Here is a 13,296-nt window from a genome sequence, read left to right as displayed (position 1 = left end):
AGAGCGATCGCCCGCGGGAATTGCGAACTGATGCAATCATATCACAATGTTGCCGAATTGCGACATTTCCGCGGCGCAAACCGAGGTGCGGCGCCGTGTCCTCAAAACCATTTGTGACTACTCAAAAACGGTGACGGGGCTTCAAGCCAGGCTTGCGCCCCGCCCATCAGCCCTAGCCACCACTCCGGTAGACCTGGATATCGAGGTCGCGGATCTTCTTGCGCAGCGTATTGCGGTTCAATCCGAGCAGGTCGGCGGCCCGGATCTGGTTGCCGCGGGTCGCCGCCAGCGCGGCCGTCAGCAGCGGTATCTCGATCTCCTTGAGGATCCGGTGGTAGAGGCCCGGCGGCGGCACGCCGTTCGGGAAGCCGGAGAAGTGCGAGGACAGATAGGCCTCGACCGCGCCGCCGAGATTGTCGACGCCGACGGTCGCGGTGCTGCCCGAGGTGACCGCCGGTGGTGCCAGCTCGCCGTCGATCACGGAGGCAGTGATGACGTCCTGCGGATAGAGCGCGGCGAGCCGCCGGGCGAGGTTTTCCAGCTCGCGGACGTTGCCCGGCCAGCGGTGCTGCTTGAGCCGCTCCAGCGCCTGGGTGTCGAGCTTCTTCGGCGGCAGGCCGTCCTTCTCGGCGAGCGAGAAGAAGTGCCGGATCAAATCGGGCAGATCCTCGATGCGCTCGCGCAGCGGCGGCAGCCGCAGCGGCACCACGTTGAGGCGGAAGAACAGATCCTCGCGGAACAGGCCCTGCTGGATCAGGATGCGCAGATCCTTGTTGGAGGCCGCGACGATGCGCACGTCGGTCTTGATCGGGGTGCGGCCGCCGACCGTGGTGTATTCGCCCTGCTGCAGCACGCGGAGCAGACGGGTCTGCGCCTCCATCGGCATGTCGCCGATCTCGTCGAGGAACAGCGTGCCGCCCTCGGCCTGCTCGAAGCGGCCGGAGGCGCGGGTGTTGGCGCCGGTGAACGCGCCGCGCTCATGGCCGAACAATTCGGATTCGATCAGGTCGCGCGGGATCGCCGCCATGTTGACCGCGACGAACGGGCCGTTGCGGCGCCGGCCGTAGTCGTGCAGCGCGCGGGCGACCAGCTCCTTGCCGGTGCCCGACTCGCCCGAGATCATCACGGTGAGGTCGGTCTGCATCAGCCGCGCCAGCACGCGGTAGATCTCCTGCATCGCCGGCGAGCGGCCGACCAGCGGGATCGAGTCGAACTCGCCGTCGTCGGCAGGACTGGAGACCCGCTCCTTCGGCTCGGCCAGCGCGCGGCCGACGATGGTGATCAGCTCCTTCAGGTCGAACGGCTTCGGCAGATATTCGTAGGCGCCGCGCTCGGAGGCGCGGATCGCGGTCATGAAGGTGTTCTGCGCGCTCATCACGATGACCGGCAGATTCGGCCGCATCTTCTTGATCCGCGGCAGCAGGTCGAACGCGTTCTCGTCGGGCATCACCACGTCGGTGATGACGAGATCGCCCTCGCCCTGGCTGACCCATCGCCACAGCGTGGCGGCGTTGCCGGTCAGGCGCACCTCATAGCCGGCGCGCGACAGCGCCTGGTTCAGGACGGTCCGGATGGCGGTGTCGTCGTCAGCGACAAGTATGCTACCTGCAGGCATTGGTGTTCCTCATCGTGCGTCCTGAGAGGCAGGCGAAGACGTACCCGGAACGTCATCGCGGTTGCTTTGGTCGTGGTGTTTGGCGGCGCTGTACATCGGCATCAGCACGCGGAAGGTGGTCTTGCGCGGCTGCGACTCGCATTCGATGATGCCGCCGTGATCGCCGACGATCTTGGCGACCAGCGCGAGGCCGAGCCCGCTGCCGGTCTGCTTGGTGGTGACGAAGGGATCGAACAGGTTCGGCAGCAGGTCTTCCGGCACGCCTGAGCCGTTGTCCTTGACGCAGAACTCCAGCGGCAGCGAGACCCGCGATTTCTTGCCGGGCACCGACAGCCGCACGCCCGGCCGGAACGCGGTGGTAAGGTGGATCTCCGCATCGGTGCCGAGATCGGCGACCGCTTCGGCCGCGTTCTTCACGAGGTTGAGGAACACCTGGATCAGCTGGTCCTGATTGGCCAGCACCGGCGGCAGCGACGGATCGTAGTCCTCGATAAAGCGGACGTTGCGGGCGAAGCCGGACTGCGCCAGCCGCTTCACATGGTCGAGCACCGAATGGATATTGACCGGCCCGCGCGCCACCGGACGGTCATCGCCGAACACTTCCATGCGATCGACCAGCGTTACGATGCGGTCGGCCTCGTCGCAGATCAGCCGCGTCAGCAGCCTATCCTCGGAGGACGCCTGCTGCTCAAGGAGCTGGGCCGCGCCGCGGATGCCCGACAACGGATTCTTGATCTCATGGGCGAGCATTGCGGCCAGCGCGATCACCGAGCGCGCCGCGCTGCGATGGGTGAGCTGGCGATCCATCTTGTCGGCGATGGTGCGCTCCTGCAGCATCACCACGATATGCCCGGGCCGCTCGGTCAGCGGCGCGACGTGCAGGTCGACCTGGCGATCGCCGCCGATCCGCGGCGTGCCGAGATCGACCTTGTATTCGTTGACCGGCGAGCCGCTCGCCCGCACCTGCTCGATCAGCGCGAGCAGCGGGCTGCCGAACGGCACCAGTTCCTTCAGCGACTGCCGGCGCAAGAACTGCGTCGAGATCTCGAAGAAGGACTCGGCGGCGATGTTGGCATCGACGATCCGCCCATCGGGTGCGACCAGCAGCACCGGATTGGGCAGCGCGTTGAGGATGGCCTCGCCGTCGGTGGGCACGGGCCGGCGAAATTCCATGGCTGACGTCATGCGGCAGCACTCCAGGCAAAATCGTCGTAGGCGTCCGCGAGCGCGCGATGCACGCTGGACGGCTGCTCTGAGGTGAGGATTGCCTGCCGCCAGGTCTTCAAGGTTGCTGCAGGCGCGCAGCTGTAGACGGCAGCGGTCTCCAGCGCCCAGCCGAGATGCTTGCGCGCATGCTTGAGCCCGATGCGCAGGCCATAATGGCTGCAGACCTCGTCATAGAGCGCGCGAACATGCTTGAGCTGTTCGGCGAGCGACGGCGCAGCCTCGGCAACCCCGGTCTCGAGCCGGCGGCCGATCTGGCCGGGCAGCCAGGGCTGGCCCTGCGCGCCGCGTCCGATCATGACGGCGTCGGCGCCCGACATCTCCAGCGCGTCGAGCGCCTTGTCGAACGAGGTGATGTCGCCGTTGACCACGACCGGGATCGCCACGGCATCCTTGACCGCGCGCACCGCGTTCCAATTGGCCTCGCCCTTGTAGAACTGGCAGCGGGTGCGGCCATGCACTGTGATCATCTGCACGCCCGATGCCTCGGCGCGGCGCGCCAGTTCGGGCGCATTGAGCGAGCGATCGTCCCAGCCGAGCCGCATCTTCAGCGTCACCGGCACCTTGACCGCCGCCAGCGTCGCCTCGATCAGCGTCACCGCGTGGTCGAGGTTGCGCATCAGCGCCGAGCCGGACTGGCCGCCGGTCACGTGGCGCGCCGGGCAGCCCATGTTGATATCGATGATGTCGGCGCCGGCGCCTTCGGCGATCCGCGCGCCCTCCGCCATCCAATGGGTCTGGCAGCCGGCAAGCTGGACCACGTGCGGCCCGATCCCGGCTGCCTCACAACGCAGCTTCGACATCGGCTTGCCGTTCACCAGATCGTCGCTGGCGGTCATCTCGGAGACCACCAGTCCGGCTCCCAAAGTGGCAGCGAGTCGCCGGAAAGGCGCGTCGGTGATGCCGGACATGGGCGCGAGGAGAACCCGGTTGGCGACAGCAATATCGCCTATCTTCAATGGGTTACGAGGAGTACTTTGCACGCCGGTCACAGCCGTCTCGTCGTTCTGTCAGCCACGCCATTGCAGCTGACGTTGTCTATTCTGCGCACAATTCTTGTGCAGTCAAGGCTCATGCCTACGGTTTAGACATTCCTACCACCTGTGCAGGTGCACTGCAACAAAATCTGCTTTTCCCACAGTCATCGGCAAACGCTCTGTTTTTGCGCAGCGGTCATGCTAAGGGCTGTGCGCGGCGGTCCCCCGCCGTCCCCCTCATCCCCGATTTCGTTTGTCACTGGTTCAACATGCCGAAGCCTGAGCGTACCGCAGCCATCCTTGTCGCAGCCGGCCGTGGATTGCGCGCCGGCGCAGGCGGACCCAAGCAGTACCGGACGATCGGCGGACAGACGGTGATCTACCGCGCCATGGAGGCGTTCTCCGGCCACCCCGAAGTGTTCGCGGTGCAGCCGGTGGTCAACCCCGACGATGCCGCGCTGTTCGATGAAGCAGTGGCTGGCCTCCGCCATCAACCGCCGACCCCGGGCGGCGCGACCCGGCAGGCCTCGGTCCATGCCGGGCTCGAGGCGCTCGCCAGCGCGAAACCCGACATCGTGCTGATCCACGATGCCGCACGGCCCTTCGTCACGTCGGCAGTGATCTCGCGCGCGATCGCCGCGGCCGGCCGGACCGGCGCTGCGATCCCCGTGATTCCGGTCACCGACACGATCAAGCTCACCGGCGATGCCGGCGATGTCGAAGCAACGCCCGAGCGTGCCCGCTTGCGGATCGCGCAGACACCGCAGGCATTTCGTTTCGACGTAATATTGGAGGCGCATCGTCGTGCCGCGCGCGAGGGCCGCAGCGATTTCACCGACGATGCCGCGCTTGCCGAATGGGCGGGATTGACCGTTGCGACGTTTGAAGGCGATGCTGCCAACATGAAACTCACCACCCCCGAAGATTTCGTGCGCGAGGAAGCGCGGCTCGCGAGCCAGCTCGGCGACATCAGGACCGGCACCGGCTACGACGTGCACGCCTTTGGCGACGGCGACCATGTCATGATCTGCGGCGTCCGCGTGCCGCACACCAGGGGATTCCTGGCGCATTCCGACGGCGATGTCGGGCTGCATGCGCTGGTCGACGCGATCCTCGGCGCGCTGGCCGACGGCGACATCGGCTCGCATTTCCCGCCGAGCGACGCCAAGTGGAAGGGCGCCTCCTCCGACCAGTTCCTGAAATATGCGGTCGAGCGCGTCACCGCGCGCGGCGGACGGATCGCCAATCTCGAGGTGACGCTGATCTGCGAGCGGCCGAAGATCGGCCCGCTGCGCGACACCATGCGGGCGAAGATCGCGGAGATCTCCGGCGTCCACATCTCGCGCGTGGCGGTGAAGGCCACCACCAGCGAGCGGCTCGGCTTCACCGGCCGAGAGGAAGGCATCGCGGCGACCGCGAGCGCCACGGTCCGTCTGCCCTGGGATGAAAAAGGCTGGAGTGCCTGACATGGGCGGCAGCGACGCTCGTGCCCTCTCCCGCGCGCTGCTCGACCTGTGCCGGATGCGCAAGCTGACGATCGCGACCGCCGAATCCTGTACCGGCGGCCTTGTCGCCGGCGCGCTCACCGACATCCCCGGATCGTCCGACGTGATCGACCGTGGCTTTGTCACCTATTCGAACGAGGCCAAGCGGGTGATGCTCGGCGTCAAGGCGGCGACGCTGGAGACGTTCGGTGCCGTCAGCAAGGAAACCGCGACCGCGATGGCGATCGGCGCGCTCGAAAAGGCCGGCGTCGACCTCGCGGTCTCGATCACCGGGATCGCGGGCCCGGGCGGCGCGACGCCGGGCAAGCCGGTCGGCCTGGTGCACTTTGCGGTCGCCGCGCGCGACGGCCGCATCCTTCACCGCGAGCAGCGATTTGGCGCGATCGGCCGCAGCACGGTGCGGCAGCGCTCGGTGGTCGAGGCGCTGCGCATGCTGATGGAGCTCGCGCGCCCGCCGCAGGCGGCAAAGCCGCGCCGCGAGACCGCCAGCCGGTTGCGGACGCGGGTGGCGCGGTCGCCACGAAGCCATGCCGCGAAACGCCGGCGGCCGCCGCGCGGATAGGCCTAAGCAAGTCGAATCGCGCGAAGGCCAGCCTCGCACTACCCTCAAGTCAACTGCGACCCAGTGCCGCCTATCTCAGGTGGAACTGCGACGTCGCTTCGCCGTTTTCTATTGTTCCAACTCTGCCGTTTGAATTGTTTTTCCAAACAGCAAAATCCCACAACAAGGAGAAAATGATGAAGTTGGGAACTTTGGTCGTGGCCGCAATCACCTCTGGTGCCATGACGCTGTCGTCTGTTGCCCCCTCGTTCGCCGCACCGCTCGCGCCCGCCCGGTTGCAGGATCAGCCGACCTCCGTCGAGCACGTCCAGTATCGTCACTGGCACGGCGGCCCGCGTTACGGCTACCGCGGTGGCTATTATGGTCATCACCACCATGGTGGCGGTGGCAACGGCGCTGCGATCATCGGCGGGCTTGCAGCCGGTGCGATCATCGGCGGCGCCATCGCGGCAAGCCAGGCCAAGGCCAACAACGACGCCTATTGCTCCCAGCGTTTCCGCTCCTACGACCCGGGTTCAGGCACCTACATCGCAAAGGGCGGCGTGCGGCGTTCGTGCCCGTAGCGCCGGCGGACGCACCCATCGCATCATCCGTCATGCCCGGCCTCGTGCCGGGCATTTGCGTCCCGGGCAAAGGCAGCCTCCTCGGCGGACGAGACAGCGACGCTAGGTCGAGAGCTGAGGCTTGCCGTAGACTTGGTCGGCCCGCTTCTCGAACGCCGCGGCAAAGCGCGAGAATGCGGCGTCGAACATCGAGCCCATCAGCATCGCCAGCATCCGGCTCTTGAATTCGTAGTTCAGGAAGAAGCCGACGTCGCACTCGGTCTCCGACTTCGGCTCAAAACTCCAGCGGTTTTCGAGATTGCTGAACGGTCCACGCAGATATTCGACCAGGATCTTCAGATTGGGCCGGTCGAGCGTCACCCTGCTGGTGAAGGTTTCGCGCACCAGCTTGAAGGAGACCGTCATGTCGGCGACCACGACCTCAGTGCCGTCGTCCTTGGGCGTCCGCTGGCGGATCTTGAGCGCCTGGCACAACGGCACGAATTCCGGATAGCGCTCGACGTCGGCGACCAGATCGAACATTTGAGGTGCGGTGTGGCGGACCCGCCGCTTGCTTGAGAATCGTGGCATCAGTGGATACTCGCACGGTTTTGCTTGTGTGCGAGGCGCTTCAGATAGTCATCCGCTTGGGCCCGATCGGTGAAGCAGACCAGCGATTGATCGGCGCGCAAGCCCGAGCAATATTCGATCAGCTTCGGGCGTTGCTGCTGGCGATAGGTCCAGACGTAACGGAAGAATTCGAGGTCGATCTTCTCCGGGCAGCCTTCCGCCATCTCGGGGCGAACCTTGCCATAGCTGCCGGCAATGCGCCCCAGGATTCCGAGCATGCAGGTCAGCCGCGGCAGGTCGAACCAGATGATCGTATCGGAGAGCTGCCGGCGCAGCTCACCTGCACCGTTCCTCATATAGTTCCCATCCATGATCCAGCGCGGCGCTTGCGTGACCTCGATCATGCGGCGCTCGAATTCATCCTTGTCGGACTCGACCCAGCCCGGCTTCCAGAACAGCGCGTCGATCGACACGGTCGGGATGCCCGTCATGACGGACAACCGTCGCGCAAAGGTCGACTTGCCGGACCCCGACGATCCCATCACCAGCACGCGTTGCATTGGTCCAGTCCAAGATGCGGTCAAGGCCCGATCAGGCAACGGCGCGTTGCGACGCCGGCCTCCTGCCGTTACAAAATCTAGCGGCCGCGAGCCGTGCGCGCCGCCTGCAGTTTCGCGAAATCCTCGCCGGCGTGATGCGACGAGCGCGTCAGCGGGCTCGCCGACACCATCAGAAATCCCTTGGTATAGGCGACACGCTCGTAGCCGGCGAATTCATCCGGCGTCACGTAGCGCATCACGGCGTGATGCTTGCGCGTCGGCTGCAAATACTGGCCGATGGTCAGGAAATCGACCTCGGCCGAGCGCAGATCGTCCATCACCTGCAGCACCTCGTGCCGCTCTTCGCCGAGGCCGACCATGATGCCCGACTTGGTGAAAATGGTCGGGTCCAGCTCCTTGACCCGCTGCAGCAGCCGGATCGAATGGAAATAGCGCGCGCCGGGACGGACCGTCAGGTAGCGCGACGGCACGGTTTCCAGATTGTGGTTGAAGACATCGGGCTTGGCCGCGACCACGCGCTCGAGCGCGCCGTCCTTGCGCAGGAAGTCCGGCGTCAGGATCTCGATCGTGGTGGTCGGGCAGCGCGCGCGGATGGCGCGGATCACCTGCGCAAAATGCTCGGCGCCGCCGTCGGCGAGATCGTCGCGGTCGACCGAGGTGATCACGACGTGGGCCAGTCCCAGCTTGGAGACCGCCTCGGCAACGTGTTCGGGCTCATGGGCATCGAGCGCGCCGGGCATGCCGGTCTTGACGTTGCAGAACGCGCAGGCGCGGGTGCAGGTGTCGCCCATGATCATGAAGGTGGCGTGCTTCTTGTCCCAGCACTCACCGATGTTGGGGCAGCCCGCCTCCTCGCACACCGTGACGAGGCCGTTCTCCTTCACGATCTTGCGCGTGTCCGCATAGCCGCGCGTGTTCGGCGCCCGGACCCGGATCCAGTCCGGCTTCGGCGGCGACACGGCATCCGGCCGGTTCGCCTTTTCGGGGTGGCGCGGGCGGAGCTGAGCGGTGGAGATGGTGTCGACGATGGTGACCATTTGTGCCTGCAAGTCGCGAGAGGCCATAGCTAATCGGTGTTGACGCAGCTCGCAACCCGCCCTGCGACCCTAGCAGACCAGCCCATATATTGGCAGTGTCGAGGTCCGTTCCACGCCGATTCCCACCTCAAAATGGCTCAAAAACCCCGATCGACCACGGCGACCGCACCGCGCCTCGGCAAAGCTCTGAAACGCTCGTTCTTCGATCGCAGCGTCCACGAGGTCGCGCCCGACCTGATCGGCGCGACCTTCCTGGTCGGCGGCGTCGGCGGCATCATCACCGAGGTCGAGGCCTACCATCACACCGAGCCGGCGGCTCACTCATTCAACGGACCGACCCCGCGCAACCAGGTGATGTTCGGCCCGCCGGGCTTCTCCTATGTCTACCGCTCCTACGGCATCCATTGGTGCGTCAATTTCGTCTGCGAGGCGCCGGGCTCGGCCAGCGCCGTCCTGATCCGTGCGCTCGAGCCGACCCATGGCCTCGCCGCCATGCGCCGGCGGCGCGGGCTGGAAGACGAGCGCGCCTTGTGCTCGGGGCCCGGCAAGCTCTGCGAAGCGCTCGGCATCACGATCGCGCACAGCGAACTGCCGCTCGACCGGCCGCCGATCGCGCTCCACGCACGGCCAAAGCCGCCCGACATCGTCACCGGATTGCGGATCGGCATCACCAAGGCGGTCGAGCTGCCCTGGCGCTACGGGCTGAAGGGATCGAAATTCCTCAGCAAGCGGTTCTGAGCGTCACAGCGTTATCAGCTATGACGCCTTCTTCAGCAGCTCGATCGCCTCGAGGATCTTGGCGCGGCGCTCCTGCGCAGCCGCGCGCTTTTCCTTCTCTTCCTCGACGAGCTCTTCCGGCGCATTGGCCACGAACTTCTCGTTGGAGAGTTTTGCGTCGACCCGCTTGATGTCGGCGTCAGCCTTGCCGAGCTCCTTCTCCAGCCGCGCCCGCTCGGCGGCGAGATCGATCACGCCCTTGAGCGGCAGCGCGACGACTTCGCCGCGCACGAGCAGTTGCATGGCGCCTTCCGGGGCGGCGTCCGCGAAGGAAATGTCCGACAACCGCGCGAGGCGCTTGATGGTGTCGTTCCAGCGCTGGGCGCGGTCCCGCGTCTCATCGGAGGTGGTCACGATCACCAGCGGCGTCAGCGTCGACGGCGGGATGTTCATTTCCGCCTTCACCGACCGCATCGTGGTGACGAGATCGACCACCCAGCCGATCTCGGCCTCGGCCGCGGGATCGCTGAACTCGTCCGCGTCGAGCGCGGCAATCACCGGCGGAATGATCGGATCGACGACGGGACCTGCGGTCGCGATCGCCGCCAGCTGCTCCCCGGTCACGCCCGACTTGCGCGGCCAGGGCGCCAGCACCAGCAGACCATCGCGCTTTGCGGTCACGGCCCACAGCTCTTCGGTGATGAAGGGCATGAACGGGTGCAGCAGCTTGAGGATCTCGTCGCGGGTCCAGGCGATCATGGCGCGGGTCTCGGCCTTGGCGGCGCCCTCCTCGCCCATCAGCACCGGCTTTGCGAGCTCGAGATACCAGTCGCAGAACACGTTCCAGACGAAGCGGTAAATCGCACCCGCTGCATCGTTGAAGCGATGATCCTCGATCGTCTCGGTCACCTCGCGGGTGACGCGCGAGGTTTCATGCGCGATCCAGCGGTTCAAGATTTCCCTGGCGCCCTTCGGATCGAAGCCGTCCGGCTTGACGCACTCGTTCATCTCGGCGAAGCGGCAGGCGTTCCAGAACTTGGTCGCGAAGTTGCGGTTGGTCTCGACCAGATGCGGCGACAGGCGGATGTCGTGGCCCTGCGCCGCCTCGCGGGTCAGCGCGAAGCGCAGCGCGTCGGCGCCGAAATCGTCGATCACGCCGAGCGGGTCGATGACGTTGCCCTTCGACTTCGACATCTTCGCGCCCTTCTCGTCACGGACGAGACGGTGGATGTAGACGGTCGAGAACGGCGCCTCCTTCATGAAATGAAGGCCCATCATCATCATGCGGGCGACCCAGAAGAAGATGATGTCGAAGCCCGTGACCAGCGTGTTGGTCGGGTAGTAGCGCGCGACCTCCGGCGTGTCGTCCGGCCAGCCCAGCGTCGAGAACGGCCACAGCGCCGACGAGAACCAGGTGTCGAGCACGTCTTCGTCGCGCGTGATGAAGCCCTCGCGCTTGGCGGGATCGACCGCCATGTCGTGGCCTTGCTCCGGCGTGATGACTTCCTGCTCGACGTAATAGCCGAGCGCGTTGCCGACCGCCTCTTCCTCGGTCTCGGCAACGAACACCTTGCCGTCCGGCCCGTACCACGCCGGGATCTGATGGCCCCACCAGAGCTGGCGCGAGATGCACCAGGGCTGGATGTTCTCCATCCACTCGAAATAGGTCTTTTCCCAGTTCTTCGGCACGAACGTGGTTTCGCCCGAACGCACCGCCGCCATCGCCGGCTGCGCCAGCGTCTTGGCGTCGACATACCACTGGTCGGTGAGATACGGCTCGATCACGACGTTCGAGCGGTCGCCATGCGGCACCATGTGGGTGTTGGGCTCGATCCGCTCGAGGAAGCCGAACTCCTCCAGCCGCGCCACGATCTTCTTGCGCGCCGCGAAGCGCTCGATGCCGTGAAACTCCGCCGCGAACTCGTCGGCGCCAACAGGCAGGCCGCGCAGATAGTCCTCGTTGCCGGTGAGGCTGAGGCAGCCTTCCTGGTCGAGCACGCTGATCTGCGGCAGGCCGTGGCGCTTGCCGATCTCGAAATCGTTGAAGTCGTGCGCCGGCGTCACCTTGACGGCGCCCGAACCCTTCTCCGGATCGGAATAGTCGTCGGCGACGATCGGAATCCTGCGGCCGACCAGCGGCAGGATGACGTGCTTGCCGACCAGATCGGTGTAGCGCTCATCGTCGGGATGCACCGCGACCGCGGTGTCGCCGAGCATCGTCTCCGGACGCGTGGTCGCGACCACGATGAACGACTTGGGGTCCTCGGGATTGAACGTCCGCCCCTCGATCGGATAGCGCAGGTACCAGAGATGCCCCTTGACCTCGACCTGCTGCACTTCGAGATCGGAGATCGCGGTGAGCAGCTTCGGGTCCCAATTGACCAGGCGCTTGTCCTTGTAGATCAGGCCCTGGCGGTGCAGCTCGACGAACACCTTGACGACGGCACGCGACAGGCCCTCGTCCATGGTGAAGCGCTCGCGCGACCAGTCGCAGGAGGCGCCGAGGCGCTTGAGCTGGTTGACGATGGTGCCGCCGCTTTCGGCCTTCCACTGCCAGACCCGCTCGAGGAATTTTGCGCGGCCCATGTCGCGGCGGCCCGGCTCCTGCCGTTCCATCAGCTGGCGCTCGACCACCATCTGGGTGGCGATGCCTGCATGGTCGGTGCCGGGCTGCCACAGCACGTCGCGGCCGCGCATCCGCTCGAAGCGGCACAGGATGTCCTGCAACGTGTTGTTGAGCGCATGGCCCATGTGCAGCGAGCCGGTGACGTTCGGCGGCGGGATCACGATGGTGAAGGGCGCGGCGTCCTTGCGCTCGGGCCGGCCGGCCTTGAACGCACCGCTCTCCTCCCAGAGCCGGGCCATCCGGAGCTCGATATCGGCAGGCTGGTAGTTTTTCTCGATCATGACAATGCGCTGTGGACCATGGGGAAAGGGTAGAAAGCCGCCAGAACGCACCAAGTCAACCGGACCGGCCCGTCAAAACGGCGTTGGATGCGTTTTCGAGCGAGGTGGACACCGGTTCGCGTGAAGAAAACGCGTCAAAACAGGGAACTGGCGTTTCGGCTCGGATCCTATCAGAACCGAAACTCCGGGGCATTTAGGGGCTGAATGAGGGCTGCCAAGCCCCCTGCGGCAGGAGCGCCTGCGGCAGAGCTAGCGCCCGCGGGAGACCCGCTCGATCTCGGCCTTGACGATCCGCTCGACCAGCCCCGGCAGATTGTCGTCCAGCCAGGACTTCAACATCGGCCGCAGCATCTCCTTGACCAGATCCTCCAACGTCCGTGCATTGTTGCTCAGCACGGTGTTGGCCAGCGAGTTGAAGGCGGATTCGACCGCCCGCATCGTGGTTCCGGAGATGATCTGCTGCATCGGCGCGGTTTCGCTTGCTGGCGGTTCTCGCTCTCGAACCGGCTCTCGCAGTGGCTCAGGCGCCCGGGTGCGGGCTTCCGTGAACTCGACGTCGTCCTGCGGCTCGACCTTGCGGAACGACGGCGTGGCAGCCGGCTCCGGCAGCGCCATGTCGTCAGTGAGCTCGAACACGTCGGCTTCGGGCTGGGCTTCGGGCTGCGGCGACGGCCGGATCTCGGCCGCGGGCGTCGCCTCGTCGAGGCTCGCGAGCAGCGAGTCGATGTCGTCCTGACTGTTGCTGGCCGGCGCTGGCGCAGGCGGCGGTGATTTCGGCGCTGCCGCGGCGGGCTTTGCGGCCGGGGGTGCTGCGGGCGGCGGGTTCTTCATCGCAGGCTTGGCTGCTGGTGGCGGCTCGACCTTCGGCGGCGGCGCTGCGGCGGCCGCAGGTTTCTCGGCCGCGGCCGGTTTCGCCTCGTCGTCGGCAATGATGCGACGGATCGACGCCAGAATCTCCTCCATCGAGGGCTCTTGGACCTTCGCAGGTTGCGTCATCTCCGACTCCACATCGAAACTTATTTTACATCAAGCCCGAGAGGATTCGCCGGTTCCGAAGAAGCGCGCAGAGATTTTCATTGC

General features: G+C 66.0%; 12 protein-coding genes. 4 read left to right on the top strand and 8 right to left on the bottom strand.

Going from position 1 to position 13,296, the window contains the following annotated elements; all coding sequences use genetic code 11:
• Positions 1–172: 172 nt before the first annotated feature.
• Genes ntrC through dusB form a run of 3 tightly spaced genes read right to left on the bottom strand, consistent with a single transcriptional unit; the run spans position 173 to position 3,798 of the window.
• Positions 173–1,615, bottom strand: coding sequence for a nitrogen regulation protein NR(I) (ntrC, locus tag CO675_RS10630; protein ID WP_029084144.1), 1,443 nt, complete (start codon positions 1,613–1,615; stop codon positions 173–175).
• A gap of 9 nt (positions 1,616–1,624) precedes the next feature.
• Positions 1,625–2,800 carry a two-component system sensor histidine kinase NtrB gene (locus CO675_RS10625; protein ID WP_097671894.1) on the bottom strand — a complete coding sequence of 392 codons (1,176 nt, stop codon included), beginning with the start codon at positions 2,798–2,800 and terminating at the stop codon, positions 1,625–1,627.
• On the bottom strand, positions 2,797–3,798 hold the full coding sequence (dusB, locus tag CO675_RS10620) for a tRNA dihydrouridine synthase DusB (protein WP_097671893.1): 1,002 nt from the start codon (positions 3,796–3,798) through the stop codon (positions 2,797–2,799). The genes CO675_RS10625 and dusB overlap by 4 nt, the downstream gene beginning before the upstream one ends.
• 287 nt (positions 3,799–4,085) lie before the next feature.
• On the opposite strand from dusB, the gene CO675_RS10615 reads away from it, so the two are divergent.
• The 3 genes from CO675_RS10615 to CO675_RS10605 all read left to right on the top strand — a co-directional run bounded on the left by CO675_RS10615 (position 4,086) and on the right by CO675_RS10605 (position 6,446).
• Entirely contained in the window at positions 4,086–5,282 is a 1,197-nt protein-coding gene (locus CO675_RS10615) for a bifunctional 2-C-methyl-D-erythritol 4-phosphate cytidylyltransferase/2-C-methyl-D-erythritol 2,4-cyclodiphosphate synthase (protein WP_097671892.1), read from the top strand.
• A gap of 1 nt (position 5,283) precedes the next feature.
• A complete protein-coding gene (locus CO675_RS10610) occupies positions 5,284–5,883 on the top strand; it encodes a CinA family protein (protein WP_097671891.1) in 600 nt (199 codons plus the stop codon).
• Between the two features lie 173 nt (positions 5,884–6,056).
• Positions 6,057–6,446, top strand: a complete 390-nt coding sequence (locus CO675_RS10605) for a BA14K family protein (RefSeq protein WP_097671890.1) — start codon at positions 6,057–6,059, stop codon at positions 6,444–6,446.
• A 102-nt stretch (positions 6,447–6,548) separates the two neighbouring features.
• Here the strand turns inward: CO675_RS10605 and CO675_RS10600 are convergent, their stop codons facing one another.
• The 3 genes from CO675_RS10600 to lipA all read right to left on the bottom strand — a co-directional run bounded on the left by CO675_RS10600 (position 6,549) and on the right by lipA (position 8,592).
• Positions 6,549–7,016, bottom strand: coding sequence for a type II toxin-antitoxin system RatA family toxin (locus CO675_RS10600; protein WP_097671889.1), 468 nt, complete (start codon positions 7,014–7,016; stop codon positions 6,549–6,551).
• Positions 7,016–7,555 carry a P-loop NTPase family protein gene (locus CO675_RS10595; RefSeq protein ID WP_097671888.1) on the bottom strand — a complete coding sequence of 180 codons (540 nt, stop codon included), beginning with the start codon at positions 7,553–7,555 and terminating at the stop codon, positions 7,016–7,018. The genes CO675_RS10600 and CO675_RS10595 overlap by 1 nt, the downstream gene beginning before the upstream one ends.
• Before the next feature lie 77 nt (positions 7,556–7,632).
• Entirely contained in the window at positions 7,633–8,592 is a 960-nt protein-coding gene (gene lipA, locus CO675_RS10590; protein WP_097671887.1) for a lipoyl synthase, read from the bottom strand.
• 132 nt (positions 8,593–8,724) lie between these two features.
• On the opposite strand from lipA, the gene CO675_RS10585 reads away from it, so the two are divergent.
• The gene (locus tag CO675_RS10585; protein ID WP_097671886.1) at positions 8,725–9,330 is read left to right on the top strand and encodes a DNA-3-methyladenine glycosylase; all 606 of its coding nucleotides are present in this window, start codon (positions 8,725–8,727) and stop codon (positions 9,328–9,330) included.
• Between the two features lie 18 nt (positions 9,331–9,348).
• On the opposite strand, the gene CO675_RS10580 is transcribed toward CO675_RS10585, so the two are convergent.
• Positions 9,349–12,216: a valine--tRNA ligase gene (locus CO675_RS10580; RefSeq protein WP_097671885.1), complete on the bottom strand. Its 2,868-nt coding sequence runs from the start codon at positions 12,214–12,216 to the stop codon at positions 9,349–9,351.
• Positions 12,217–12,465: 249 nt separating this feature from the next.
• Positions 12,466–13,212 carry a PopZ family protein gene (locus CO675_RS10575; RefSeq protein ID WP_097671884.1) on the bottom strand — a complete coding sequence of 249 codons (747 nt, stop codon included), beginning with the start codon at positions 13,210–13,212 and terminating at the stop codon, positions 12,466–12,468.
• Positions 13,213–13,296 lie beyond the last annotated feature (84 nt).

Source organism: Bradyrhizobium sp. C9 (assembly GCF_002532045.1).
Lineage (GTDB): Bacteria > Pseudomonadota > Alphaproteobacteria > Rhizobiales > Xanthobacteraceae > Bradyrhizobium.
Note: the sequence above shows the minus strand (reverse complement) of the source record. Positions and strands in the feature narration are given on the sequence as shown.